This is a genomic window from Acinetobacter sp. ANC 4648 (genome assembly GCF_002135345.1).
Taxonomy (GTDB): Bacteria; Pseudomonadota; Gammaproteobacteria; order Pseudomonadales; family Moraxellaceae; genus Acinetobacter.
Genome location: NZ_NEGI01000006.1, coordinates 106,381 through 132,668, shown reverse-complemented (window position 1 = coordinate 132,668; position 26,288 = coordinate 106,381). Strand labels below are relative to the sequence as shown.

General features: G+C 37.3%; 24 protein-coding genes. 16 read left to right on the top strand and 8 right to left on the bottom strand.

Features of this window, described 5'->3' with window-relative positions; all coding sequences use genetic code 11:
• The first annotated feature begins 79 nt into the window (after window positions 1-79).
• The 8 genes from B9T27_RS11625 (at window position 80) to B9T27_RS11590 (ending at window position 8,624) form a co-directional block, all read left to right on the top strand.
• The gene (locus B9T27_RS11625; RefSeq protein WP_086206984.1) at window positions 80-2,119 is read left to right on the top strand and encodes a UvrD-helicase domain-containing protein; all 2,040 of its coding nucleotides are present in this window, start codon (window positions 80-82) and stop codon (window positions 2,117-2,119) included.
• A 48-nt stretch (window positions 2,120-2,167) separates the two neighbouring features.
• Entirely contained in the window at window positions 2,168-2,620 is a 453-nt protein-coding gene (gene dut, locus B9T27_RS11620) for a dUTP diphosphatase (RefSeq protein ID WP_086206983.1), read from the top strand.
• Between the two features lie 200 nt (window positions 2,621-2,820).
• The gene (locus B9T27_RS11615; RefSeq protein ID WP_086207073.1) at window positions 2,821-4,245 is read left to right on the top strand and encodes a phosphomannomutase/phosphoglucomutase; all 1,425 of its coding nucleotides are present in this window, start codon (window positions 2,821-2,823) and stop codon (window positions 4,243-4,245) included.
• A 47-nt stretch (window positions 4,246-4,292) separates the two neighbouring features.
• Entirely contained in the window at window positions 4,293-5,195 is a 903-nt protein-coding gene (gene argB, locus B9T27_RS11610; protein WP_086206982.1) for an acetylglutamate kinase, read from the top strand.
• A 215-nt stretch (window positions 5,196-5,410) separates the two neighbouring features.
• Window positions 5,411-6,259, top strand: coding sequence for a class II glutamine amidotransferase (locus B9T27_RS11605; protein WP_086206981.1), 849 nt, complete (start codon window positions 5,411-5,413; stop codon window positions 6,257-6,259).
• A gap of 314 nt (window positions 6,260-6,573) precedes the next feature.
• Complete coding sequence (locus tag B9T27_RS11600; protein WP_086206980.1) at window positions 6,574-7,029, top strand: bacteriohemerythrin; 456 nt, start codon at window positions 6,574-6,576, stop codon at window positions 7,027-7,029.
• Between the two features lie 177 nt (window positions 7,030-7,206).
• The gene (locus tag B9T27_RS11595; RefSeq protein ID WP_213033018.1) at window positions 7,207-8,289 is read left to right on the top strand and encodes a hypothetical protein; all 1,083 of its coding nucleotides are present in this window, start codon (window positions 7,207-7,209) and stop codon (window positions 8,287-8,289) included.
• On the top strand, window positions 8,289-8,624 hold the full coding sequence (locus tag B9T27_RS11590; protein WP_171263387.1) for an RnfH family protein: 336 nt from the start codon (window positions 8,289-8,291) through the stop codon (window positions 8,622-8,624). The genes B9T27_RS11595 and B9T27_RS11590 overlap by 1 nt, the downstream gene beginning before the upstream one ends.
• Before the next feature lie 45 nt (window positions 8,625-8,669).
• On the opposite strand, the gene B9T27_RS11585 is transcribed toward B9T27_RS11590, so the two are convergent.
• Window positions 8,670-9,068: an outer membrane protein assembly factor BamE gene (locus tag B9T27_RS11585; RefSeq protein ID WP_086204476.1), complete on the bottom strand. Its 399-nt coding sequence runs from the start codon at window positions 9,066-9,068 to the stop codon at window positions 8,670-8,672.
• 112 nt (window positions 9,069-9,180) lie between these two features.
• On the opposite strand from B9T27_RS11585, the gene fur reads away from it, so the two are divergent.
• Window positions 9,181-9,618, top strand: a complete 438-nt coding sequence (gene fur / locus B9T27_RS11580; RefSeq protein ID WP_086206978.1) for a ferric iron uptake transcriptional regulator — start codon at window positions 9,181-9,183, stop codon at window positions 9,616-9,618.
• A gap of 92 nt (window positions 9,619-9,710) precedes the next feature.
• On the opposite strand, the gene B9T27_RS11575 is transcribed toward fur, so the two are convergent.
• Window positions 9,711-10,829, bottom strand: a complete 1,119-nt coding sequence (locus B9T27_RS11575; RefSeq protein ID WP_086206977.1) for a PilT/PilU family type 4a pilus ATPase — start codon at window positions 10,827-10,829, stop codon at window positions 9,711-9,713.
• A gap of 22 nt (window positions 10,830-10,851) precedes the next feature.
• Window positions 10,852-11,889 (bottom strand): type IV pilus twitching motility protein PilT, encoded by a 1,038-nt coding sequence (locus tag B9T27_RS11570; protein WP_086206976.1) that lies wholly within the window; start codon window positions 11,887-11,889, stop codon window positions 10,852-10,854.
• A 118-nt stretch (window positions 11,890-12,007) separates the two neighbouring features.
• Between B9T27_RS11570 and B9T27_RS11565 the strand changes: the two genes are divergently transcribed.
• The 3 genes from B9T27_RS11565 to B9T27_RS11555 all read left to right on the top strand — a co-directional run bounded on the left by B9T27_RS11565 (window position 12,008) and on the right by B9T27_RS11555 (window position 14,758).
• Entirely contained in the window at window positions 12,008-12,694 is a 687-nt protein-coding gene (locus tag B9T27_RS11565) for a YggS family pyridoxal phosphate-dependent enzyme (RefSeq protein ID WP_086206975.1), read from the top strand.
• Window positions 12,695-13,064: 370 nt separating this feature from the next.
• Complete coding sequence (locus B9T27_RS11560; RefSeq protein WP_086206974.1) at window positions 13,065-13,862, top strand: thioesterase family protein; 798 nt, start codon at window positions 13,065-13,067, stop codon at window positions 13,860-13,862.
• 137 nt (window positions 13,863-13,999) lie between these two features.
• Window positions 14,000-14,758 (top strand): hypothetical protein, encoded by a 759-nt coding sequence (locus B9T27_RS11555; protein ID WP_171263393.1) that lies wholly within the window; start codon window positions 14,000-14,002, stop codon window positions 14,756-14,758.
• Between the two features lie 133 nt (window positions 14,759-14,891).
• On the opposite strand, the gene B9T27_RS11550 is transcribed toward B9T27_RS11555, so the two are convergent.
• From B9T27_RS11550 to B9T27_RS11540, 3 genes are all read right to left on the bottom strand, one after another.
• On the bottom strand, window positions 14,892-18,494 hold the full coding sequence (locus B9T27_RS11550) for an AAA family ATPase (RefSeq protein ID WP_086206972.1): 3,603 nt from the start codon (window positions 18,492-18,494) through the stop codon (window positions 14,892-14,894).
• An 8-nt stretch (window positions 18,495-18,502) separates the two neighbouring features.
• Window positions 18,503-19,756, bottom strand: coding sequence for an exonuclease SbcCD subunit D (locus B9T27_RS11545; RefSeq protein WP_086206971.1), 1,254 nt, complete (start codon window positions 19,754-19,756; stop codon window positions 18,503-18,505).
• 96 nt (window positions 19,757-19,852) lie between these two features.
• Window positions 19,853-20,212 (bottom strand): hypothetical protein, encoded by a 360-nt coding sequence (locus B9T27_RS11540; protein ID WP_086206970.1) that lies wholly within the window; start codon window positions 20,210-20,212, stop codon window positions 19,853-19,855.
• A 364-nt stretch (window positions 20,213-20,576) separates the two neighbouring features.
• On the opposite strand from B9T27_RS11540, the gene B9T27_RS11535 reads away from it, so the two are divergent.
• Together B9T27_RS11535 and B9T27_RS11530 are read left to right on the top strand one after the other, a co-directional pair.
• Window positions 20,577-21,023, top strand: a complete 447-nt coding sequence (locus B9T27_RS11535) for an ABZJ_00895 family protein (protein WP_086206969.1) — start codon at window positions 20,577-20,579, stop codon at window positions 21,021-21,023.
• An 80-nt stretch (window positions 21,024-21,103) separates the two neighbouring features.
• Window positions 21,104-22,015 carry a TIGR01777 family oxidoreductase gene (locus tag B9T27_RS11530; RefSeq protein WP_086207071.1) on the top strand — a complete coding sequence of 304 codons (912 nt, stop codon included), beginning with the start codon at window positions 21,104-21,106 and terminating at the stop codon, window positions 22,013-22,015.
• Here B9T27_RS11530 and thiO read toward each other — a convergent pair.
• Window positions 21,998-23,113 carry a glycine oxidase ThiO gene (thiO, locus tag B9T27_RS11525; RefSeq protein ID WP_086206968.1) on the bottom strand — a complete coding sequence of 372 codons (1,116 nt, stop codon included), beginning with the start codon at window positions 23,111-23,113 and terminating at the stop codon, window positions 21,998-22,000. The two genes, B9T27_RS11530 and thiO, sit on opposite strands and share 18 nt — an antisense overlap.
• A gap of 53 nt (window positions 23,114-23,166) precedes the next feature.
• Window positions 23,167-24,180, bottom strand: a complete 1,014-nt coding sequence (gene hemB, locus B9T27_RS11520) for a porphobilinogen synthase (RefSeq protein WP_086206967.1) — start codon at window positions 24,178-24,180, stop codon at window positions 23,167-23,169.
• Between the two features lie 118 nt (window positions 24,181-24,298).
• Here hemB and B9T27_RS11515 point away from each other — a divergent pair, with 118 nt between their 5' ends.
• Entirely contained in the window at window positions 24,299-24,826 is a 528-nt protein-coding gene (locus tag B9T27_RS11515; RefSeq protein WP_086206966.1) for a thioesterase family protein, read from the top strand.
• A 313-nt stretch (window positions 24,827-25,139) separates the two neighbouring features.
• Complete coding sequence (locus B9T27_RS11510; RefSeq protein WP_086206965.1) at window positions 25,140-26,288, top strand: HlyD family efflux transporter periplasmic adaptor subunit; 1,149 nt, start codon at window positions 25,140-25,142, stop codon at window positions 26,286-26,288.

Here is a 26,288-nt window from a genome sequence, read left to right as displayed (position 1 = left end):
GATGGAAAATTTCACTAAGCATTAGGCAAGTCATGTTCAGATGACTATAATTGAACGCTGAAACAAAAGAGGAAATACGATGTCTAAAGCAAGTCAACTCAATGACAAGCAACTTGAAGCCATGAAATATACTCAAGGACCCTTGTTAGTACTTGCAGGGGCAGGTTCGGGTAAAACCTCAGTAATTACTCGAAAAATCGCGTATTTAGTTCAACAGTGTGGTATTCCTGCACATCGTATTACCGCGATGACCTTTACCAATAAAGCCGCACGTGAGATGAAAGAACGTGTGAGTAAATTATTATCTAAAGAAGAAGGTAAAGGGCTTTCTGTTTCGACGTTTCACACTTTTGGCTTAAATTTATTACGATTAGAGTTAAAACATACACCACTCAAAAATAATTTTTCAATTTTAGATGCGGATGACTGTAAACGCATTTTGATGGATTTGATGCATCGAGATAATTTATCTGGTGCGGAAAGTAAAGAATTGATTGCCAAAGCCATGAAGAAAATTTCAGATTGGAAAAATGATCTGATTATGCCTGAGCAATCCCATAGCACCTGTGAAACACCAGAAGATGTCCAGTTTGCACATTTATATCAACTGTATGAGCGTAATTTACGTGCTTATAATGCGGTTGATTTTGATGATTTAATTGTGATGCCCACGCGCTTATTACAAGAAAATGCTGAAGTTCGAGATAAGTGGCAAAATCGTGTGCGCTATCTTTTAGTGGATGAGTATCAAGATACCAATACAGCTCAGTATATTTTGGTGAAACTACTGGTCGGGGTGATGGGGCAATTTACCGCGGTAGGTGATGATGACCAATCTATTTACGCATGGCGTGGTGCAAAGCCTGAAAATATGGCTTTGCTTAAAGAAGACTTTCATAATTTGAAAGTGGTAAAACTTGAACAAAATTATCGTTCGACTAGCCGTATTTTAAAAGCCGCCAATCATGTGATTGAAAATAATCCACATCTTTTTGATAAAAAATTGTGGAGTGATAAAGGTCATGGTGAGGTGATTCGGATTATTACTTGTCGTAATGATGATGATGAATCTGAACGTGTGGTGAAAGATTTACTCACACATAAATTGATGAATGGTAAAAGTTGGAAAGATTATGCGGTGTTGTACCGTGGAAATTTCCAAGCACGTGTTCTAGAAACGCAACTCCGTCAAATGCAAATTCCTTACAAGCTTTCAGGGGGGCAATCTTTCTTTGGCCGTGCTGAAATTAAGGACATGATGGGTTATCTCAGAATGATTATTAATCCTGAAGATGACAGCGCATTTTTACGGATTATCAATACGCCAAAACGTGCAATTGGCCCCGTTACACTAGAGAAGTTGGGCTTATTTGCACAAGAGAATCATCTTTCGCTATTGGCTGCTGCCAGTGATCAGCGTTTAACTATGGTGATGCCAAAAAAAGCCACCACACAATTGGCAGAATTTGCAGAATTCATTGAGAGTTTCACCCGTGAATTGTTAGATGATGATGAACCTGTGCCTAAAATTCGACAGATGATGCATGAGGCTGGTTATGTCGATTATGTACGTGAAACAGCGGCAACGCCTGCACAAGAAAAGACCAAGCTCGACAATATGGAAATGCTGTATAGCAGTATTCAAAGCTTAATTAATCGAGCTGATGATGTTGATGAACGTAATATTGAAAGTGTGATTCGTAAAATGGTGTTGCTGGATATGTTGGAGCAACAGCAAGAGGACGAGGATACCGATAAAGTTAATCTTCTGACTTTACATGCATCAAAAGGTTTAGAGTTCCCATTTGTGTATATTATGGGGCTTGAGGAGGAACTACTGCCACATAAAAATTCGATTGCTGCTGAAACTATCGAAGAAGAACGTCGCTTGATGTACGTTGGTATTACTCGTGCTCAACAAGGTTTAACTTTAACCCTTGCGGAGCAGCGTAAGAATGGTGGTCAAATGAAACAAATGACTCCAAGTCGTTTCTTAGATGAATTACCGCAAGATGATTTGGATTGGTTAGGTCGCAAGAAAAAATTGGCTGAAAATATTGATCCAAAATTACAAGCACAACATTATTTGCAAAATTTAAAAGCACTTTTAAAGCGTTAAGTTTAAAGGTGTTGCGTGAAAAGTTTTAAAAACTCATAGGATTTTATGATGAAAGTTCAAGTAAAAGTACTTGATAAACGTTTAGGTCAAGAATGGCCAATGCCAACGTATGCCACGACTGGTTCGGCAGGTTTAGATTTACGTGCCTGTGTAGATGCAGCTATTCAAATTGAACCTGGTCAAACGGTTTTAGTGAAAACGGGTATGGCGATTTATATCGAAGATTCAAATTTTGCTGGTTTAATTTTACCGCGTTCAGGCCTAGGCCATAAACATGGCATCGTACTTGGAAACTTAGTCGGTTTAATCGATTCAGATTACCAAGGTGAGCTGATGGTTTCAGTTTGGAATCGTAGCCAAACGACTTTTAATTTAGAACCAGGTGAGCGTTTGGCTCAATATGTACTTGTACCTGTAATTCAAGCTGAATTTGATTTGGTTGATGAGTTTAAAGCTACAGAGCGTGGTGCTGGTGGTTTTGGGCATACAGGTCAAAATTAATCTATTCGTCTGCTGTAAAAAAGCCTGAAATCTCAGGCTTTTTTAATAAAAAGTATATTTGTGATATATTCAGAACTTAAATCGAGTCGTTTAAAAAATTTCTAACTTCCGCCGAGATCCTTTAAAAGTATCCAAATCAGAGATACGAATACTTTACTCATGGAAGTGAGTGAAGGATGAAGCAACCAGAAGTATTGCTAATGAATATACCTATTGAATTTCCACATCAAATTTTTCGCGCTTATGATATTCGAGGAAAGGTGGAGTTATTAAATCCGGCAATTGTTTATGCAATTGCAACGGCATTGGTCAGTCAATTCCAAAAAATGGGGCAAACGCAAATAGTGATAGGCTATGATGCACGTCTGAGCAGTCCTACTTTTGCAAAAATAATTGAGCAAGTCTTTTTACAGCATCAATTTAAAGTGGTTGCGCTGGGATGCTGTGCTACTCCACAAATGTATTTTGCAGCACGCCAAACCCAAGGTAATGGGATTATGGTGACTGCCAGTCATAATTCGAAGACCGATAATGGTATTAAATGGGTGATTCAATCTGAACCGCCTAGTCCTGAAATGATTCAAGATATTGGTGATTTGGCCTCACAATTGGTATTAAATCAAACACCATTGTTTGAAACTGTCTCCGTAGAACATAATATAAAACCTGAGTTTTTTTTGTCCTACCAGTCTGCATTGATTCAAGATATTCAACTTAAACGACAGTTTAAAGTGGTTGTCGATGGCTTAAATGGTTCTGCTGGATATTGTGCACAACAGGTACTTAAAAAATTAGGTTGTGATGTGATTGCATTACGCTGTAATGCCGATGGTCACTTTCCAGATCATGCTCCAGATCCATCACAAGCAAAACATTTAGAACGACTTCGACAAAATGTACTACATTATCAAGCAGATTTTGGCATTGCTTTAGATGGTGATGGTGATCGCGTAGTATTACTAGATGAACATGCACATATTATTTCAGCTGACCGTTTATTGGCTTTATGTGCGCAGATGTGTTTAGAAGATCATCCGAAACATGAAATTGTATTTGATGTGAAATGTTCATCCATAGTTCGTCAAGTAGTAGAACAATTAGGTGGACATGCCAAAATGTTGCGTACAGGGAGCAGTTTTTTACGTAGATATCTGTCGCAATCAAAAGGCTTCGCCGTCTTTGGTGGTGAATACGCTGGGCATTATGTCTTTAATGATGGTCGTGGTTTGGGCTACGATGATGGATTGTATGCCGCATTACGGGTGATGGAGTATTTAAGTCAATTTCCACACATGACTTTATCTGAAATTTTAGCAGTTTATCCTGAGCGTTTTTATACTGAAGATACTTATATCAGTACGCAGGGTACGGATCCTCAAAGTGTATTGCGGGATATTGAGATTTCTAGTCATAATTTAGATGCCGTACTCAGTAATATTGATGGAGTTCGACTCGATTTTGAGTATGGTTTTGGGATTATTCGAGCATCCAACACAGGGGAGTTTTTTACTCTCCGCTTTGATGCAGATAGTCCAGCCCATTTAGATCAAATTAGACAAACATTTGCTTCCATGTTAAGTGCTAGTTATCCTATGATCGCGCAAGATATTCTAAATGTGCATTAAGTTTAGATTGGCTTAGTTTTATAGATTCAATGATTGAGGAGAGGAGAATGCCACATCAGCATACTGGCACGGACAAAGCTAAAATTTTAATAGAAGCTTTACCGTATATACAACGCTTTGCAGGTAAAACGCTCGTTGTAAAGTATGGTGGTAATGCCATGACTGACCCAGAGTTGGAAAGTTCATTTGCACGCGATATTGTTCTACTTAAAACAGTCGGTTTAAACCCCATTGTTGTACATGGCGGTGGTCCACAAGTCGATTCACTTCTGAAACAGTTAGGGCGTGAATCAGACCGTATTGATGGTATGCGCGTGACCGATCCTGCAACTATGGAAGTGGTGGAAATGGTACTCGGTGGCAGTGTCAATAAATCGATTGTCAATTTAATTAATCAGCATGGTGGTCGTGCGATTGGTTTAACGGGTAAAGATGGTAATTTGCTGCGTGCACGTAAATTATTAATGGAAAAAACAGCCGAAGATGGTTCAGTGCAACACATTGATTTAGGTTTAGTTGGTGAAGTGGTTGGGGTTAAAATAGACGTTTTAGAAATGTTTACCCAAAGTGATTTTATTCCTGTAATTGCCCCATTGGGTGTTGATGATGAGGGCAATACTTATAATATTAATGCTGACCTTGTTGCAGGTAAAGTTGCAGAAGCATTGGGTGCGGAAAAACTAATTTTATTGACCAATATCTCAGGTGTATTGGATGAAAATAAAAACTTATTGACGGGTTTAAGTACGCATGAGGTCGACCGTTTGATTGAAACTGGTGTGATTTACGGTGGGATGATTCCTAAAGTCGGTTGTGCTTTAGATGCGGTGAAAGGCGGTGTAGTAAGTGCGCATATTGTTGATGGTCGTGTACCACATGCAACATTACTTGAAATTTTTACGGATCATGGTATTGGCACCTTAATTACCAATCGAACCAAATCACTGTAAAATCAAATTAAGTATTGTAAAAAGCCACATTAAGTGACTTTTTACATATTCATGATCCCAGTTTATGATCACTCTAGAGCGATTAAAAATATGAGATATCTTAAATGCATTTGTAAAAACTGAATAAAACACACTCGTTTGCAATTTTTCAGATTTGCAAGCAGGTGTGTACTCATGCACAATATTGATATAACTAAAAGCTGTATGAAAAAACTATGTGCCAATTATTGGGAATGAACTGTGCAACACCAACGGATATTACTTTTTCTTTCCGTGGTTTCTCACAACGCGCGGGAATTACCTCAGATCATTGTGATGGTTTTGGGATTGCCTTTTTTGAAGATAAAGGCTGTCGTTTATTTGTCGATAATCAATCTGCGGTTGAATCTCCAATTGCCGAATTGATTCGAAATTATCCAATCAAATCTCGTAACGTTATTGCTCATATTCGTAAAGCAACCCAAGGCAAAATTACTTTAGAGAATTCCCATCCATTTAGTCGTGAACTATGGGGGAGACAGTGGATTTTTGCACATAATGGGGATTTGCATGGTTTTAATCCGCATTTATCTGGACGTTTCACACCTGTTGGAAATACGGATAGTGAATTAGCATTTTGTTATTTACTGGAACAGTTTGTAGAGAAGTTTGGCTATGTTGAGCCGAGTTTGAGGCAAATATTTGCATTGCTTCAAGATATTGCACCAAAAATTGCTGAATATGGTACGTTTAATTATTGTTTATCAAATGGGCAGGCATTGTTTAGTTACGCAACTACTAAGCTGCATTGGTTGGTCCGAGAATATCCATTTCAACATGCACAATTAATCGATTTAGACGTAGAAATCGATTTTAGTACAGTTACTACAGCGGAAGATTGCGTTGCTGTAATTACGACAGAACCTTTAACACATAATGAAAATTGGATTTCATATAAAGCTGGAGAAATGATTTTATTTCAATCTGGTCGACCAATATTAACTGCTCTTACTCGGGTAGAAAGATTAATTCGAGAAGAGGAAAATCCAAGTTTAAAACGAATGACTAAAGCAGACCAATATTAATTTATTTAATATAAAAAATTTTAGATAAAATTTAAAGCTATTTAAAATATAGATTAAGATTTTATTTTTAATTAAAAAAAAATAAATAATTAGTATGTTTTTTTTATATTTATTTAGTTTTAATTTATAAAATTGGTTAAATAATAACTTACCCTTTTGGTATGATTAAAATATAAAATATATATTTAACAATAACTTGATTTTAAAATCATGAATTTTGGTTAAATCCGAGTAATACGGTTCATTTTTATTTGTCTATTTAGTCGTTACTATGAATTTAAAGGGTGATGCAATTAATATTTTAAGGTGGTCGTATGAAGATGAAATGGGTCCCAGAATATAATACTGGAATCGATGTGATTGACGATCAACATAGACGGATTTTAGATTATATCAATGAAATTGATGAAATCAGCGTAGGGACAGATAAAGCAAGAGTTAAACAAATTCTCAATAATATTATTGATTATACGCAGTCTCATTTTACCTTTGAAGAGAGTTTACAAGAAGAAGCTGAATATAAATATCGTGTACCTCATAAACGAGTACATGATTTATTTATTAAAAAAATTGAAAGTTATCGGACTCGTTTTGATGAAGGATATTCAATTGAAAGTGAGTTACATGAAGTATTATCGAAATGGTTAATTAACCATATTCAACACGATGATGCAGATTATGTGGGGGCAGTTAAGACCAATATGATGGGTATTATTAAAGAGAATGAAAAGAAAAAAGGTAAAAATTGGTTTGCTCGTTTTTTCTCTTAAATACCAATGTTGGGTGTATGAATAAGAAAACTAGAGTGGATAAAAATAATAAAATTTGAATCATCAACTTAGCGCAGCAAGTCATCTGATCAGATGATTTGCTTTTTTCTTTGTAATCTTTTGATTTTCAGCTATGACAAAGGCAAAATAGCATTAGACTTTTTTACGGAACTCGTCATGCAGGACAATTCTATGTCACGATGGTTATCGCCGCTGATGGCATTTTGTTTATCATTTATTATTATTGCTGGGTTAGCGCCGAGTTTAAGTATTCAAATTGATCGACAAATTGATTTTTGGTTGTTATGGCTAGGCACAATGGTGTTGCTCGCTTTACCGATAGGCTATTTAGAAGTCGCGTTGGCAAAGCGTTCAAAAACTACAGCTTTAAATGCACTTTCAGCACTAACACGAGATGCTGATGCATCACAAAGATGGCGTATTGTTGGTTGGTTGGCGGTGGTATTTATTCCTTTCTTAGCCGGCGGAGTTCTTTCTAATATTAGTCAAATTGCGTTACATGACTCAATATTAGCCAGTCAAGCTCATTTCGTTTTGATTAGTTTAGCGATTGTTGCATTGGTGCTGTCCTACTTACCACGTCAAATTTTGCTACTTTTAACGGCAGTAGGTGCTATTGCTTCATTGATATTGGCTAACGTACTCGGTACAGCTTTACAACCTTGGCATGTGACTGCAATTGAATTTAAAGAATGGGGCAATGCAACTATTTTAGCATTGGTGGCCAATGGTCTAGGACTAGGATTGTATTGGCAAACCAGTCTTTCACAAATTCAGCAACAAGAGCAATCTAGTAAAACAGTCGTACCCATCTGGTTAGCACAGTTCGTTGCAGTGATTGCTTTTGGCTATTTTGCCATGAGTACGCAAATTACTGCATATAGTATGACTTTTGCGGCTGTAGTCGCAGCTGCACTGATGCTACAGCTAGCGCGTGAACAGTTAGCGCAACGTCAAATTGCAGTTGTGATTCAAGTACTAATTTTATTGGTCGCATTACTGGTTTGGGCGATACCCAATTTAAAGAGTATCTTAAATCCTATCTTGATGCTTTGGGGATTAGTGATTTGTTTAATTTATTCGATCTTTGCTGGTTGGATTATGAAAATCAGTCATTTACGTAAAGCGATGAGTTTTAGTAATGAAATATTTTATAATATCTGGCGGATTGCGGTACGTATCGTATTACCGTTATCGATTGTAGTGGCGATGATTTCATTCATTGGACAATTCATCTAATGGGAGAAGAGAAAATTACTCACCCCAAAGTTTGGGTCGCTTATGCTACGCCTGAACAACAATTTCATATTGAAGTGAACTATGTGGATGGAATGACTGCGCTGGATGCCATTCTGAAAAGTGGAATCGAGAATCTGGTCACATTACCTGAGCAGTATAGCTTAGGTATATTTGGTACCAAAATTAAGGATCAAAATCAGATACTTCAAATGGGTGATCGTGTCGAAATTTATCGGGTATTGACGATTAATCCTAAAGATATTCGTCGCAATCGTGCTGCTGCAAATCCAGTTGGAAACTACTGTCGAGGTAATCGCTTTAAACAATTGAAGTGATATGAAAAACCCCTCAATGAGGGGTTTCTTTTTATTCTAAAGTGACTATAGTGGGGGCGCATTCAAAATCGCTTCTTTAGATGCTGGCAAGCCCGGTTGAGATTCAGGAATGCTATCTAAGCCTTCAATTTTGGTGACAATGCCTGACTCATTAAAATAAACTTTTAAGTGTTGGCCATGTGCTGCTGGAATCTTAGCTTTTTTAGCATAAGTACCTGGGATGTAGTTATAAATGTAGTCCCAACGTAATGGATTCATTGGATCAGTCACTGTCGGGCTGCCCAACAAGAAACGAACTTGTTGGTGTGACATACCTACTTGAATTTTTGAGGCTTGAGCTTGGGTTAACGGTGTTCCTTGAGGAATATCAACTTTGTATACTCCGAATACAGAACAACCACCAAGCAATGAAGCGACGAATAACGTCAGCATGATTTTTTGCATTTTGCTACACTATCCCAAATTAATTATGATGCAATTGATCCAATCATAGATCATACTGCATCTCAACTCTGTTGCATATTCCAACTTAAAATTTGTTGCGAGACCTTTTTATATGGCTATTTCAAATCAAGATTTACGCAAAGCTGGACTTAAAGTTACCCTACCACGAATCAAAATTTTGGAATTATTGGAAAACTCAAGACAACATCACTTGAGTGCAGAAGACATTTATAAAACATTACTTGAACAAAATGAAGATGTAGGATTAGCAACTGTATATCGTGTATTAACACAATTTGAAGCAGCGGGTATTATTCAACGTCATCATTTTGAAAATAATCATTCAGTTTTTGAGATTATGCAAGATGATCATCATGATCATCTAGTGTGCCAAAATTGTAATAAAGTGGTTGAATTTACTAATGATACAATTGAACATGAACAGCATGAAGTTGCTGAAAAGTTTGGTTTCATCCTGACAGGACATTCACTGAATCTGTATGGTTATTGTGATGCGGCTGAGTGTAAAGAAGCGTATCGTAAAAAATAAAAGTACAAAAATATAATAAAAAAAGGAGAGATAAGCGAACTTATCTCTCCTTTTTTGAGCTTAATATTTAATTAGGCTATATAAATTCAAAATTATTGACCATCAAAAGTCAGTTTAGTGTTGGCATTTAACAAGTGAGCACCACCTTCTTCATCTAATTTAATTTGTAGACGTAAATCATTCGGAGAGTCGGCATGTTTTAAGGCATCTTTGTAGGTAATTTGCCCAGCTTTATACAGTTCGAATAAAGCTTGGTCAAAAGTTTGCATACCGAGTTCACGGGATCTTTTCATCAAATCTTTAATTTCATGAACTTCACCTTTACGAATTAAATCTGAAATTAGTGGTGAGTTAATCAGAATTTCAATCGCAGCACGACGTGAATTACCGTCAGGAGTGGGAATCAATTGTTGTGCGATCATTGCTCTTAAATTTAAGGATAAATCCATAAACAATTGACTATGACGATCTGATTCAAAGAAGTGAATAATTCGGTCAATCGCTTGGTTGGCATTGTTAGCATGCAGTGTGGCAAAAACTAAATGTCCCGTTTCTGCAAAGGCAATGGCATAGTCCATAGTTTCGCGGGAACGAATCTCACCAATCAAAATAACGTCAGGTGCTTGGCGTAAAGTATTTTTTAAAGCAATTTCAAAAGAATCGGTATCAATGCCCACTTCACGTTGCGTAATAATACAACCAGCATGTTCATGTACAAACTCAATCGGATCTTCAATCGTAATAATGTGACCTTTTGAATTTTTATTACGATAGCCAATAATTGAAGCAAGCGAAGTGGATTTACCCGTACCAGTTGCGCCCACAAAAATGATGATGCCACGCTTAGTCATGGCTAAATCTTTTAAGATCGGTGGAAGTTTTAATTCTTCCATGGTTGGAATAACTGTTTCGATCCGACGTAAAATCATTCCAGGCATATCACGTTGTTGAAATGCACTCACACGGAAACGCGAAGTTTTGTCTTTATTGGTAATTGCAAAGTTACATTCACGGGTATCTGCGAATTCTTTACGTTGCTTGTCACTCATAATAGAGTGAATCAATTGCCCAACAATTTCACCTGTAAGTTTTGTTTTTGCAATAGGAACAATCTGTCCATTAATTTTCATGGATGGTTCAACATCAGCAGTGACAAATAAGTCAGAGGCTTGATGTTCAATCATTAAATTCAATAAATCATTAAAATCCATCTAAATTTCCCCAAGTTCAATTTTATAGGAATGATTCTGGTTGTTTCGCAGCATGACGTGCTACCTGAGCAGTGATCACACCTTTTGAGACTAAGGTTTTGAGACTCTGATCGAGCGTGCTCATGCCATAATTGGCACCCGTCTGAATGGCAGAGTACATTTGTGCCACTTTATTTTCACGGATAAGATTACGGATGGCTGGAACCCCAATCATAATTTCATGTGCTGCAACACGTCCGCCACCAGTTTTTTTCAACAGAGTTTGAGAAATGACGGCCTGTAATGATTCTGAGAGCATGGCACGAACCATATCTTTTTCTTCAGCAGGGAATACGTCAATTACACGGTCAATGGTTTTTGCCGCAGAGGTGGTATGTAGCGTACCGAAAACTAAGTGACCTGTTTCCGCAGCAGTTAATGCTAAACGAATGGTTTCAAGATCACGCATCTCACCAACCAAGATTATATCTGGATCTTCACGTAGTGCAGAACGTAGTGCTTCGTTAAAACCATGCGTATCACGGTGTACTTCACGTTGGTTAATCAGGCATTTTTTGGACTGGTGTACAAACTCGATTGGATCTTCAACGGTTAAAATATGATCATAACGGTTTTCGTTAATATAATCCATCATCGCTGCAAGGGTGGTTGATTTACCCGAACCCGTTGGGCCTGTAACTAAGACAATTCCACGTGGATAATTACAAATATCTTTAAAAATTTGTCCTAATCCTAAATCTTCCATAGTCAGGACTTTAGATGGAATGGTACGGAATACAGCACCAGCACCACGATTTTGATTAAAGGCATTGACACGAAAACGTGCTACACCAGGGACTTCAAATGAAAAGTCAGTTTCGAGTTTTTCTTCAAAATCACGACGCTGTCTATCATTCATAATTTCATATACAAGTTTGTGTACATCTTTATGTTCTAAAGCAGGTAAGTTAATACGACGAACTTCGCCATCTACACGGATCAGTGGTGGCATACCGGCTGAAAGATGTAAATCTGATGCACCATTTTTTACCGAGAATGCCAGTAATTCTGTAATATCCATAATGTCCCCGAAATAAAGCTGTTAACTTAATTATTTTGTAGAATAATAAGGCTTTCACGCAGCATAACCAACAGTTTATTTACTGGGAAGCTGATTTATCTGAAATGAGACAACATCAATGAATGATCTAAACCAAGCTCGAAATCATGTACTTAAGTTAATTCAGCAAGCCTGTGTAGCTTCGAAGCGAAATATGGATGAAGTTCAGTTATTGGCTGTTTCTAAAACCCATCCTAGTGAGCAGGTAAAAAAAATGTATGCGACAGGACAGCGCGCATTTGGTGAAAATTATTTACAAGAAGCTTTAGATAAAATTGCAGCATTATCAGATTTAGACATTGAATGGCATTTTATTGGTCATGTGCAACGCAATAAAACTAAGCATTTGGCAGAAAAATTTGCATGGGTCCATGGAGTTGATCGTTTCATTATTGCAGAGCGATTATCCAATCAGCGTGCAGAAAATCAAGAGCCATTGAATATTTGTTTACAAGTCAATATTGATGCTCAAGAGACAAAAGAGGGTTGCCATCCGACGGAGGTTGCAGAGTTGGTAAAATGCATAAGTCAGTTACCACGATTAAAATTACGGGGTTTAATGGTTATTCCAGCACCAGATCACCTGCATGCTTTTATGGATGCAAAGCATTTATTTGAGGAAGTTAAGGAGCTACATGCACATCCTGAAGATTGGGATACTTTAAGTATGGGAATGTCGGGAGATTTGCAAGCTGCGATTGCAGCGGGTTCGACCATGGTACGCGTAGGAACAGCATTATTTGGAACACGAGATTATTCAAAATAGCTATATTAAAAAAATGATGGCATTTCAGCTAGAACTGAAAAGTGTATTCAATTAAGTAGATTTCATAAGATAATGCTTTCTAAGCTAAAATGAGTTTGGTTGATTAAAAATTCTATTAATCTATGCAAATGGATGTTGCTATGTAGATTTTTATTCTTATGTGATTATTTTAGATTGAGTTAGAGTTATGCATAAATTGACATAACATAGCTTTAAGATTCGATGCAACTTTAGAGCATAAAGTTGAACACATGGGATCAATATTTTGTTGAAACATAGACTTTTCACGTAAATTTCAGTACAAAAATAGATTGAGAATGAAAGATACATTATTTCAATATAAGAAAAACTGAATCGAATAGGGAAGTTTATGTCTGCTTATTATCAATTGCTTGATCGAACTATCAATGATGCGGGCATAGTTCAAGCACGTTACCAATCGACCATGAATACACAAGGTGCATGGAATCCTAATGAGCAACATATGTCACCAGCAACAGGGGTGATTTGTGTCGAATTAGAAAAGTTTGAGCCACGTGAAAATATGCGCATTGGTCGCATCAGTTTTGATATCTTTGGTTTGATTGCTTTGGGTGAAATTGAGATCACCACGCAAGTTATTCGTCCCGGTAAAACCATTGAGTTAATTGAGTCCATTATGACGGGGCAGGGCAAAACTTTAGTCGTCGCAAGAACATGGCGAATGATGATACAAGATAGTTCGTTCATTGCAGGTCTAGAAGATCAGGCCGTAGAAACACCTGAAAATATGCCTGATTTTGATGGTATACGGAAGTGGCCAGGGAGATTTACAAAAACAGTTGAGGCTAGATCAAGCCAACAACGTCATGGTAAGGGTTTGATTTGGTTGAAAACTGACTTAGATATGGTAGAGGGGGAAACCGCTTCAGATTTTGTCAATATTGTGAGTATGGTGGATATGGCCAACGGAATTGTGCCTCGGCAAAGTATGCCACTTAAATGGGGCTTTCCGAATCTAGATTTACAATTGCATTTTTATCGTTTACCTGAAGGAAAGTGGTTGGGATTAGAGGCTGTACAACAATATGGTGCAGATGGTATTGGATTAACCAGCGCCATTTTACATGATGTACATGGACCTTTTGGACGAAGTGAGCAGATTTTAACATTACGTAAAATAGATTAAGTAGTGATTTATTCCAAACCTATTCATATCAAGATGGTAAAAATTTACGATTATCATCTATATCTATTTTTATTCTCGATTTATAACTCCAATTTATAAAATAAGATAAAAAGGTTGTGGTAATGTTTAATCAAATTATTTATAAATTTAAAGTTTTTGTTTGGATTTTTCTCGGGTTAGTGATTGCTGCGTGTAGTCAGCAACAAATGGAATCAGCTACGGTTGAAACTTCTCAGAATATTCAAACAGAAGCCATGAAAGCTTCTGTGGCAAATAGTCACGTTGCTACGCATGAAAAGCTTGGAACACGTTGGGGGGATGATATTAGCTCACCTATAACGCAGGTTGATTTAAAACGGATGTCTGAAACTGCAATTTCGGAAGTTCAAGTTCGTTATGCAGGCAAGCAGTATCAAGGTCAGCGTATTAATAGCATTTCACTCGCTACTGGTAAAATCAGTTTTTCTATTGTTGATGATGCAGGACGTGGTTTACAACTTTATCGAGATGGCCAAAAGTATTATTTATCTGCCAATGATGGTCAAAGTTATCAATTGCGTTATGTAAATAGTACCAATCAAACTTTTGAAATTGTAGCAAGTGTTGATGGCTTAGATGTACTTGATGGCAGCCAAGCATCAAGACAAAATAGTGGTTATGTCTTACGCCCATACGACACGCTTGTGATTGAAGGTTTTCGTAAGAGTAATTCAGCTGTTGCATCATTTACCTTTTCAAAACCTAAAGATGCTTATGCTGCGAATAGTACCAGTGGCTCAATTCGCAATACGGGAATTATTGGGACCGTCGTATATGAGTTAAAAGCTCCCAAACATAAACAAGTTCAAAATAATCAGGGTTATGCACCAGCCCCTAATGCATTTCCAGCTGACTAAGTGAAGTCAGTTAAAGCAAGTGCTTGAAGTAGAAAGTATTCCCAAGTCAGTTAAATATGAAGCCTCTGAAATATGGGGCATAATATTCTGTACATTTATATTAACTCCCCCTAAGAAATTTTTCTGCTTAAGTTTAACTCACGATTTGAATCGTACTTGCTCCTGCACCTAAGGGATTGACCTGAATTTGTACTGGAATACGCTCATGCATTTCTTGTATATGTGAAATCAATACGACTTTACGACCCTGATTTTGTAATTGATCCAAAGCATTCATTACCATATGTAAAGATGACGCATCTAACGTACCGAAACCTTCATCAATAAATAACGATTCAATTTTCATGGAACCTGAAGCCATATTGGCAATTGCTAAGGATAAAGCGAGGGCAGTAAGGAAGGATTCACCACCTGAAAGAGAAGCTACTGAACGCGTTTCACCATCCATATCATGATCGATAATAGCAAGGCTAAGAGAGTTGTCTAGACGCTTTAAGGTATAACGCTGTGACAGCATATTTAGCTGTTGATTGGCCAGCTCAAGTAAAATATCCAAATTATATTGCTGTGCATAATCACGGAATTTTTTACCATTTGCATCACCCATGAGTCCTGAAATTTTACCCCAACGATATTCTTCTTGCTGAATCGTTTGAATCTGATCTGCAAATTTCGCTTGTTTTGTTAAATTATCCTGATGTCGTGCAAGATCAACTTTGAGTTTATCTAATACTTCAGATTGAGCCATTAAAGCTTCGAGATTGTCTTTTATGTTTTGTAGTAAGACATTCAAGTCAATATTTGGTTGATGGCTGAGGTGTGCTGTTTGTTGTTCTTGTAGGGTTTTTAATGCAGATGCACTATCGTTAAGTACACGTTCGGCATTTTGTAGCTTAATGCGAAGTTCTTGTTCTTGTATAGTATTGATCTGAACCAAATTCATTAAATCATGATTGCTGAAATCTTGATGCACTTTTAGCCAATGCTCAATGTCAATGTTAATTTGATCAAGACTATTTTGATTTTCAGCTCGCCGAGAGAGCAATTGCTGCAATTCATTCTGTTGTTTTTCAAAGTTGGCACGTAACTGTTCAAAGCTTTGCTTTTGCTGTTGGTAGCTGTATTGTTTTTGTTGTCGATCTGCATCATGTTGAGTCAGCCACTCATGTGGTTTGATTTCAGTAGGGGATAGATCCGTGATGTCGTGAATCAGTTGAGTGGCAAATTGGGTATTTTGTTGCCCTTTGGTATAGGTTTCATCACGCACTTGCATGGTTTCGGTCAGCAGTTTGGCTAAATTATTTTGATCAACATTCACTAAACCTAAGGTTCGATTCAGCTCATCGCTACTTTTAACCAATTTATCCAAGCTCAGTAAATGCTGCGCTCGAGTTATTAACGTAGTTAAAATAAGTTTCGTTTGAGTCATCGTTTGCATTGCCGGTTGGCTTTGCTCGGCATTGCTCAAGCAGGCCGTGATGTGTTGTATTTGTTGTTTTAAGTTTTCTGCAGTACTGAGTTGGTGTTGAACACTTTGAATCTGTTCTACTAAAGTATTTTGCTGTTTCAGTATATCTTTTAAGGCTTGTAATTTAGTCTCAATCTGTTGTTTTCCATTTTGAAATTGAGTTTTAAATTCTGTAACTTGTTTTTCGATTTCATGCAATGCTTGCTCAAAATTAATTTGAAGCTGTAAATTAGAAAATTGTTGTGCTAATTCACTTTTCAGATTTTCGAGTTTTCCAAGGTTACTTTGAATAGTATTTTTGAGCTGCTCAAGTTCTGATGTTCGTTTTGTCGCTTGTTGTTGTGCTGTTTGCCACAGTTGAAAGTTATGTTGTTCTTTCAAAATAGCTTGTTGTTCTTGTTGTTGTTGCAACTCAAATAAGGCTTTTGAAACTTGAGCTTCATCATCGCGATAAGGATGTGCCTTACTACCACAGACCAGACAAGGTTTATCCGCAACTAAGTTTTCACGTAATTTTTCAATATTTTCTGCATGTAATAAACGTTGTGTTTGTAAGATATCTTGCAGTTTAAATCGTTCATTTTTTGCTGTTTCAAGATTTTGTTCAGCTTGAGCACTTACTTGAGTCAGCTCAAGTGCTTGTGTATTCAATGCTTGTAACTTACTTTGATGAGTTGATCGATCTGCGTCTAATTCAAAATATTGCTGAAATTTTTGCTGTGCAATATCAAACTGATTAAGTTGTGAAATTTTCAGTTCACGTTCAGTATTAAGCTGGGTTAACTGTTGTTCAATTTGTATATTTGAACCAAATTTAGTATTTAGCTGTTCAAGCTTAAGTTGATCATCTACAAGTTTTGACTGCGCTTGGAGAATATTACCTAAGCTATTTTCAATATTTTGATACTGAGTAATGAACTGTTGTAATTGTTGGATATGTGCCTGAATGCCTTGATCGAGTGGATTAAAATGTATCGTTTCCGATAACAGTTTTTGTATAGTCTCTTGTTGATCGTTCAGCTTTGAAATCTCTAATGCAATATTCTGCTTTTGTGCAATTAAAGGTTGTTGTTGAGCATCTAATTCGATACATCGAGTTTTCAGTTTATTAAATTCTGCACCAATAAAATCCCTTTCTTGAATACAGCTCCGAATTTTCTTTAACGGATCCATATGGGTGATTTCAAAATTTTGTAGGGTTTTGAGCGCCGTTTCAGCCTGCTGATAGCTTTGCTGTTCATCGTAAAATTTTTTGGAAATGACCTCAAAAGACTGCTGTAACTGCTGAATTTGTGGTGCAAGTTGTTGCTGAGTTTTTATAAGTTGAGTCTGCTGAAAAACAACAGAGCGAATACTTGAGAATATTTCTAAATGGTTGAGTTGCTGACGTTCAGGTGCTAATTGTTGCTGGATAATGATTTGAGCATCATAATTTTTTTGTTTTTCTATAATTTGATAATCTAACTTCTGCTTTTCTTCAAACCAAAGTTGTTGTTTGGCTAATTTAGATTTTTCAGTATCTAACTTTTTATATTCAGTATCAACCGAGGTAAATTGCTGATTCAGCTCGGCAACAGCTTCATCTGATAAAATTTCAATATGGCCAAGCACATTCTCTAATTCTTTACGCTGATTGGCGATGGCTTTAGTTTTTTCATAGGCCAATTGACCAATTTTTCCAAAAATATTTGAATTGGTGAGATATTCCAGTAATTCACCACGTTCGTTATCACGGGCTTTTAAAAATACAGTGACTTCAGATTGGGCTAATAATACGGCACGAGTAAATTGTTCAAAACTCAATTGAGTAATTTTATTAATGGCAGCATCGACTGCTTTGGCTTTATCTGCAATTACAATACCGTCAGTTTCACATTTTAAATAGCGTTGTACACTTTGCAATTTACCATTGGCATTTTCACGGGCACGCTTAATTTCCCAACGTGCCAAATAGTGTTTTTGATCTTGTGCAACAAAACGAAGTTCTGCAAAACCATGTGCAGTACCTCGACGTAAAACAGTCAGTGGCGAGTTTGTTAAAAGCTCCGATCCATCAACATCTTGTAGCTTACCGTCACTATCTTTCAAACGTGGAATTTTATTAAACAATGCTAAACACATGGCATCTAAAATGGTTGATTTTCCTGCACCTGTTTTTCCGACGATGGCAACGAGTCCAGCACTGGCTAAAGGTTCAGTGTCAAAATCAATAAAATGTTCTCCAGAAAGAGATGCCAAATTTTTTATGCGAATAGATAAAATTTTCATGGCAATCCTTAAACCGAATGTTCATCTTCAAGTGTTTTCTGTGCATCATTTACCAAACTCATAAAGTCTTTTAAAACCTCATCATCTACTGAATAGCCTTGTTTCTCCCAAATTTGTTGAAATAATTTCTGTGGAGTGGGTGGCTCAAGGTTCATCGTTGAAGTCTCTGTATTGTCGGTATCATGATTTAAATATTGACGTGAAATACGCACCAGACGATAACGATCTTTGGGTAAAGCATCTTCAAACTGTTGTCTTAAATTGGGTTGTGGGGGAGTCAAAGTATGGTATTCGATATCGACATATTCACGATGGTCAATATTGCTAATTTCACCACTGGCTAAAGTTTTGAGTTTTGCAAAAACCTCATTTAGCTCACCTTTGATTTTATGCAGTTGCACACTACGAGGAATCGAGATTGCTTCAAATTGAAACCGTGATTCATCTTCTTTAGTTGGGTCAATAGTCACATCAACCACTTGATGCTTATAGTTAATTTCACTAAAGGAGAGTGGTATAGGCGAGCCACTATAGCGTATATGTGGATACTGAACTTTTTGTGGTTTATGTAAATGTCCAAGCGCGACGTAATCAATTATCTCATCAAATAAGCTAGTAGATAATGCTTCTTCATTGCCAATAATAATTGGGCGCTCTGAATCGGAGGTTTCGCCACCTTGCATATGCGCGTGTGACATTAAAATTAGGGCTTGATTCTCAGTTTTACGCTGTTTCGCTTCTGCAATGAGTTGTTGATGTAAGTAGGCAATCGCACTTTGGCTATTACTAGTTTGTTCATTAATACCAGTGATTTCTGCAGCGCGTAAAAAAGGTAGGCTTAAACACCAAGCGACAATATTTTTTTGTTCATCGTAAATGGGCAAAAGTAATCGGTCTAAATCGAGTTGATTTTCACTATTTTTTTGTACTACACCTATGGCTTTAGCATTGTATTTTTCTAAGAGTGGCTCAACCTGTTCAATCCGATAACCTGAATCATGATTGCCAGCAATCATGAGGGTTTGCATGTGTGGCGCAAGATCATGTGCATCAGCTAAGAATTGATACAGTTGTTTTTGAGCAGCGGAGGCAGGATTAATTACATCAAAAATATCACCTGCAATGAGCAGGGCATGTGGTTGTTTTTCTTTAATCTGAATTAGCAACCATGCTAAAAACTGTTCATGTTCATATTGGCGTGAATGGTTATAGAAGAATTGTCCCAAATGCCAATCAGATGTATGTAAAAAACGAACTGTCATAATTTTGTCCTATGCTCCGAAGAGCATAGTAGCGAAACTTAGCAATGCTATTCTAGTCTTTAAATTAATTTATCATATTAAAAGCTGGTGTTTGGCTTATTTCGCCTTTGCTGGGCATACACCATCTTCAGTGCCATTTTTATGGATTTCGTAGATGCAGCCATCATTCATACGAACTTCTTTAACAACATAGTAATTCTTCGCAGTTGGTACTTTATCAATATAACAAGATTCACCCTTTGGGGTTTCAGAACACCGTTTTAAATTTACATAAGAATCATCTTTATCCGTCGTATTTTCAATTATTTCACCTTTTTTGACTAACTCTGCATAATTGCGAGCTACTGCTTCCTGCATTTGATCAAGCTCTTCTTGAGTTTGTGTTTTTTGAGCATGAAGACTACTTAAACTCAGACAGAGTATTAAAAATGCTGAAAATTTTTGTAGCATGTTCATTATTTTAATTCCTTTTATGTATGTGGACACACTTAAACCAGATTCGTATTTTAGACCTACAGATGAAGTTGTAAATCGTAGATAAAATAAAGCCGACGATTCGAGTGATATTAAATCGTCGGCCAAAATACTTCATTCATTTTGATTTAGGCTGCTGTTCCAAATCTATGTTTGAAGTATGAGTTTATGGGTCTCATAGGAGCCAAGGTCAGCGAAGTTTTCTACGGATGCCGGTGTAAAAAACTTGATTGCTGTGATCCTTATAACTATATAACGGTATGACTTTTGAATTGGTTGACAAGAAAATCAAAAAAAATCAGAAAAACTTTCTATAATGTATTTTTAAGCTATTTCGGTCGTCATCATGGTTTCTCTAAACAAATATTATGTGTGGTTTTTTATACTTTGTTTCGTGTTAAGCCTTGTTTCTGGCGTGCTTATGGTATTTCTGCCGAATCAAATCGCAGGAATATTAACGGCAATGCCTTATTTGATTGCCATGATTATTGTCTTGTATCGGTTTTTAAAACAACAACAGCGTGCACCGACTCATCAAGAACGGAAAAAATTAACGCTTGGATTTACCCTAATATTTTGGGGGTATAACTTAATCGGGATGCTTGTAGGTGCAGTTTATTTTTCGAGAAATGATCCAGAGGTTTGGTCAACTTTTGTAATGTATATGCAAAGCACTCAATTTTTGTTGACCACGTTGATCATGATATTACTTTTTGCAATTCCTTTATATTTAATTACGTATTGGTTTTATGGTAAACAAGCACAAAGAATGGCAAATAAAATGTTTCCATAAAACCTATTTTAAAATGATTTGCTTAAATATTAAGCTTGGCTTATATCTAAGTTGAGATCAATAAGAGAGACAAACTTATGTTGAATCAGCAGACTGTTTTAGTCACCGGTGCTACAGGATTTATTGGTCAGCATCTTATTCAATATTTATTGGCACAGCATTATCAGGTCATCGGTCTCACTCGGCAGAAAAATAAAGCATCCAATCATCAAAAATTGAGTTGGGTTTCATCTTTCGAACAAATTAAAAGTAATAATATTGATTATGTCGTGAATTTAGCAGGGGAAAGTATTGGGCAAGCACGTTGGACTGATCATAGAAAAAAACAGTTAATTGAAAGTCGAGTGAATATGACTCACTGCTTATATCAATGGCTGGCTCAAGCTAATATTTTTCCAAAGCTGATTATTTCAGGTTCTGCCATTGGCTTTTATGGTATTGATCCATTAGAGAAATGGCAGGATGAGTGTGATGAAAATTCTCCATCGCAGCCGATTTTTATGTCAGAACTTTGCCAGCAATGGGAAAAAGCAGCTTTGAGTTATATAACACAAAATACAAAAATTATTCGCTTGGGAGTTGTATTTGGACAAGGTGGTGGAATTCTTCCAAAAATGTTACGGCCCATTAAATTAAATGCAGTCGGGAAAATTGGTTCAGGCCATCAACCGATTACTTGGGTGCATATTGATGATGTTATCAGAACAATTCAGTTCTTGTTTAAAAGTAGTTCTATCCAAAAGATTTATAATGTTGTCGCACCAGATCATATTCATCAATTGCAATTTGTAGAAATTGCAGCAAATATTTTAAAGCGGAAACCAATGTTACCTTTGCCGAGTTTTATGATGCGCCTGATGATGGGGGAGCAGTCACAATTAGTATTAAATGGGCAATATGTCAGACCTCAAGCATTACAGCGTGAAGGATTTGACTTTAAATATCCTAATTTAAGCATTGCTCTGCAACAAATTTTAGCTATTGACAGGTAGTTGAAGTCGATTAGTGCTGTAGGCAAGAGGCGAGATCAAAGTCGGTTGTTTTAAGATTAACTGTCTCAGTATGCGTGCAGATGCCGGCCCCATACACAAACCATTACGATAATGTCCAAAATTCGCCCATAAATTTTCGAATTCAGGCATTTGTCCAATATAAGGAATCCCAGTAGGTGAACTTGGGCGTAAGCCTGCCCATTGTTTAACAATCGGAAAATCAGCAAGCTCGGGTACCATTTCAACACAGGCTTTAAAAATATTTTGTTGGGTTTGTAGCGATGGTCGTTGGTCAAAGCCGATATGATCCATACTAGAACCGCAGACGACATGGCCATCTAAACGGGGAATAAGATACATGACTTTATTCATACACATGGTTGGTAACCAATTTTCTGGAGTTTTAAACAGTAGCATTTGTCCCTGAACTGGTTGAACAGGAATATTAAAATTTAATTGTTCTGACCAATGGTTTGACCATGCTCCAGTAGCAATCACATAGTGATCTGCATAAATTTTTTGTCCATTTTGTGTTTGAATAGATTCAATTTGTTGATTGTTTTTTTGAAATTTATCGATCCACGTATTTTCATAAAATTGTACTTGTGGATGCTGTTTCAGATAGGTGATGAGTGACTTTAATAAGCGCGGATTGCGGATATTGGCCAGTTGTGGAAAATAAAGGGCGTGTTTAAAGTGTCCTGAAACATGTGGATTCACTTTTTTAAGTTGTTCTTGTTGTAAATATTCACAATGTTGCATGGGTTGTTGGTGCTGATCTTTATAATTTAAACCAATTTCAAAATCATCTTCATCAAAGATCAGCATTCCAGTTTCATTGATTTGAAAATTAATGCCAGTGTGCGGTAGTAATTTTTCATTCCATTCTTGATAAAAAGTTTTACCAAATTGCGCCAATTGATTGACTGCTTGCGGATATCGCCATGGATACATGGGGGAGAGAATTCCCCCACCAGCCCATGATGCAGCATTACCAGCGTGTTGCTGATCAAAAATACTAATGCTACAACCTTCTTCTACAAGTTCAAGAGCAGACAATAAACCACTTATCCCTGCTCCAATAATGGCGATATGCATCATGCATCCAATTTTAAAAGGTGAGTCAGTACAGCTTTTTACAGAAATAACAATTAATGAATTTCTTTGAGTTTACGTGCTGCATCTTCTGCAAAATATGTCCAAATTCCATCTGCACCAGCACGACGGCAACACATCAGCGATTCCATGATTACGCTATCAGATAACCAACCATTTTGAATGGCGGCAGCTAACATCGCATATTCACCACTGACTTGATAAACAAAAGTCGGTATGCCAAAGGTATCTTTCACTTCACGCACGACATCTAAATATGGCATACCCGGTTTAACAATCACCATATCTGCACCTTCTTGAATATCGAGTGCAATTTCATGCAATGCCTCTGCACGGTTGCCAACATCCATTTGGTAATTATATTTATTGCCACCTTTTAGATTAGAGGATGAACCTACTGCATCACGGAATGGACCATAGAAACTAGAAGCATATTTGGCAGAATACGCCATGATACTGGTATAGATGTGGCCATTGGCCTCTAAAGCTTGACGGATTGCACCAATACGGCCATCCATCATGTCACTTGGTGCAATCACATCTGCACCTGCTTCCGCATGGCTTAATGCTTGTTTAATTAGACAATCAACCGTCTCATCATTAAGTACATAACCAGTTTCATCAATGATGCCATCTTGTCCATGGGTCGTATATGGATCAAGCGCACCATCGGTAATTAAAACCATTTCAGGTAATTCTTTCTTTAAAAGGCGTAAGGTGGTTTGTACTAAACCATCGGTATGCCATGCTGCTTCAGCATTTAGGCTTTTATCTTGTTGTGGTGTAACGGGAAATAAAGCCAGTTTAGAGACTCCAAGCTCAAGGAGGGTCTCCGCTTTTTTGAGTAATAAATCAGCAGAAAGACGCTGAACATTGGGCATACTCGGAATATCTTGAGTTTGATTTTGTCCTGGAAGTACAAATACTGGATAAATTAGATGGTCAGTAGTCAAATGCGTTTCGCTGACCATGGCTCTTAGTTTGTCATTCTTGCGAATACGGCGCATGCGAGTTGCAGGAAAAGCAGGACGATTGAACGTATAGGTCATAACAATCTCAGTGATCAGTATTAAACTTTTATATATTGTAGCCTTATAATCATATTTTTGGGAAACAGCAGTCAGTTTTTTCTCAATATCCGAATTTCGAGCAGGTTTTTAGTATTTTATGAGTGATTCTCCTAAAAGTGATTCGTCTAAAAGTGAATCACAAAAAAAATGGACCGGTAATATCCATTTAGGTTCCAAGGTCGATTTAAATGTGGTCTTAAACCAACTTACCCAAGCATTTAATGGTTCTCCTTATTTTTCGCATAACACCATGCAAATGCGGGTCGTTAATGGTGAAATTGAAGGCTATATTGAAATGAAACCCTTTTTGATTGGCAATGTGGCCTTTCAAATTCTACATGGTGGAGTTGCTGCGACTTTACTCGATAGCATTGGCGGAATTGTGGCAATGGGCGAATTATATCAGCGTTCAGAACCTGAAACTTTAGCGGATACGTTGAAGAAAGTCGCGCGTTTAGCAACCGTCGATATGCGTGTCGATTATCTTGCACCAGGACGTGGCGAGTATTTTATTGCCAAAGCAGAAACACTGCGTATGGGACGAAAAGGGTGTACCATGCGGATGACTATGACCAATAATGAAGGCAAAGCTATTGCGACGGCTATTGCCTCTTACGCCTATTAATTAATCGCTTGGTTTGTAACAAAATTTAAAAATAAGTCATCAAAAGGATATTTTGATGACTTATTTTTTCTTTAAAAAAAGAATAATATCGAGGATTATCAAATTATTTAATCGAAATAAACTCGAGAGTTATATTTTTATTCTCGTAATATGATTTTTAACTGTAAAATTAGCTCTCAAAATTTTAAGCAAATCGACTTTCTCATAAATCTCATCTCTCAGTCATTTTGAAGCAACTGATCAAAGTTTGTTTTTACAAAATGCTTTAGGAGGTGAATGTGACCAAGTCCATACCTAGACCTAGGAACATGCGATGACGGATGCTCAAAATACCACTGCACCCCCAAATGAATCAGCCGATACCGATGTAGCGATGAAATCCAAACGTAAAAAAATGTTGACGATTGTGACTTTGGTCATCATTGTTGCTGCGGTTATTTATGCAATTTGGGTTTTTATTTTTAGTGGTTCAGTGAATACAGATAATGCCTATGTTGGTGCTGAAACGGCTGAAATAACATCGATGGTCAGTGGTCAGGTTGCTGAGGTTCGTGTGAGCGATACCCAACAAATTAAAAAGGGTGACTTGCTGGCAATCATTGATAACCGTGATGCCAAAATTGCTTTAGCACAAGCACAAGCAGAATTGGCCAAAGCCCAACGTCAATATACGCAAAGTTCAGCCAACAGTAGCTCTTTAACTTCTCAAATTTTAGTGACTAGTGATGATATTAACAGTGCCAAAGCACAAGTTGCTCAAGCACAAGTTGCAGTTGAACGTGCACAGGCAGAATTGGCACGTCGGACACAGTTAGGCGCATCAGGTGCAATTTCTAAAGAAGAGTTAGCCACATCTCAAAGTGCATTCAATACCACGAAGGCAAATCTTGAAGTCGCGAAAGCAGGTCTAGCACAAGCTGAGTCGAAACGTAAAGCAGCTGAAAGTAATTTAGCGGCCAATGAAGCGTTGATTAAAGGTGCAAACAAAGCATCAACTCCAGATGTATTGGTTGCTCAGGCAATGGTAGATCAAGCATTGCTAAATTTGCAGCGGACTGAAATACGTGCGCCGTTAAATGGTGTTGTTGCACGACGTAGTGTTCAGGTTGGGCAGCGTGTTGCGCCAGGTTCAATTATGATGAGCATTGTGCCAATTTCAGATGTTTATGTTGATGCCAATTTTAAAGAAAGCCAATTGGAAAAAGTGCGTGTTGGGCAAAAGGCTATATTAACCTCTGACTTATATGGAAAGAGTGTTGAATATCATGGCACTGTTGTGGGCTTCTCTGGAGGTACTGGTGCTGCATTTGCTTTAATTCCGGCACAAAATGCGACAGGCAATTGGATTAAAGTGGTACAGCGTTTACCAGTACGCATTCAATTGGACTCGAAAGAATTAGCGAAACATCCATTGCGTGTAGGTTTGTCTATGGATGCAACCATCGACTTGTCTTCGAAGTAA

Excerpts from the sequence above, each read along its gene's own strand:
- B9T27_RS11625 (WP_086206984.1), top strand. The coding sequence starts at position 80 with ATGTCTAAAGCAAGTCAACTCAATGACAAGCAACTTGAAGCCATGAAA.
- dut (WP_086206983.1), top strand. The coding sequence starts at position 2,168 with ATGAAAGTTCAAGTAAAAGTACTTGATAAACGTTTAGGTCAAGAATGG.
- B9T27_RS11615 (WP_086207073.1), top strand. The coding sequence starts at position 2,821 with ATGAATATACCTATTGAATTTCCACATCAAATTTTTCGCGCTTATGAT.
- argB (WP_086206982.1), top strand. The coding sequence starts at position 4,293 with ATGCCACATCAGCATACTGGCACGGACAAAGCTAAAATTTTAATAGAA.
- B9T27_RS11605 (WP_086206981.1), top strand. The coding sequence starts at position 5,411 with ATGTGCCAATTATTGGGAATGAACTGTGCAACACCAACGGATATTACT.
- B9T27_RS11600 (WP_086206980.1), top strand. The coding sequence starts at position 6,574 with ATGAAGATGAAATGGGTCCCAGAATATAATACTGGAATCGATGTGATT.
- B9T27_RS11595 (WP_213033018.1), top strand. The coding sequence starts at position 7,207 with ATGCAGGACAATTCTATGTCACGATGGTTATCGCCGCTGATGGCATTT.
- B9T27_RS11590 (WP_171263387.1), top strand. The coding sequence starts at position 8,289 with ATGGGAGAAGAGAAAATTACTCACCCCAAAGTTTGGGTCGCTTATGCT.
- B9T27_RS11585 (WP_086204476.1), bottom strand. The coding sequence starts at position 9,068 with ATGCAAAAAATCATGCTGACGTTATTCGTCGCTTCATTGCTTGGTGGT.
- fur (WP_086206978.1), top strand. The coding sequence starts at position 9,181 with ATGGCTATTTCAAATCAAGATTTACGCAAAGCTGGACTTAAAGTTACC.
- B9T27_RS11575 (WP_086206977.1), bottom strand. The coding sequence starts at position 10,829 with ATGGATTTTAATGATTTATTGAATTTAATGATTGAACATCAAGCCTCT.
- B9T27_RS11570 (WP_086206976.1), bottom strand. The coding sequence starts at position 11,889 with ATGGATATTACAGAATTACTGGCATTCTCGGTAAAAAATGGTGCATCA.
- B9T27_RS11565 (WP_086206975.1), top strand. The coding sequence starts at position 12,008 with ATGAATGATCTAAACCAAGCTCGAAATCATGTACTTAAGTTAATTCAG.
- B9T27_RS11560 (WP_086206974.1), top strand. The coding sequence starts at position 13,065 with ATGTCTGCTTATTATCAATTGCTTGATCGAACTATCAATGATGCGGGC.
- B9T27_RS11550 (WP_086206972.1), bottom strand. The coding sequence starts at position 18,494 with ATGAAAATTTTATCTATTCGCATAAAAAATTTGGCATCTCTTTCTGGA.
- B9T27_RS11545 (WP_086206971.1), bottom strand. The coding sequence starts at position 19,756 with ATGACAGTTCGTTTTTTACATACATCTGATTGGCATTTGGGACAATTC.
- B9T27_RS11540 (WP_086206970.1), bottom strand. The coding sequence starts at position 20,212 with ATGAACATGCTACAAAAATTTTCAGCATTTTTAATACTCTGTCTGAGT.
- B9T27_RS11535 (WP_086206969.1), top strand. The coding sequence starts at position 20,577 with ATGGTTTCTCTAAACAAATATTATGTGTGGTTTTTTATACTTTGTTTC.
- thiO (WP_086206968.1), bottom strand. The coding sequence starts at position 23,113 with ATGCATATCGCCATTATTGGAGCAGGGATAAGTGGTTTATTGTCTGCT.
- hemB (WP_086206967.1), bottom strand. The coding sequence starts at position 24,180 with ATGACCTATACGTTCAATCGTCCTGCTTTTCCTGCAACTCGCATGCGC.
- B9T27_RS11515 (WP_086206966.1), top strand. The coding sequence starts at position 24,299 with ATGAGTGATTCTCCTAAAAGTGATTCGTCTAAAAGTGAATCACAAAAA.
- B9T27_RS11510 (WP_086206965.1), top strand. The coding sequence starts at position 25,140 with ATGACGGATGCTCAAAATACCACTGCACCCCCAAATGAATCAGCCGAT.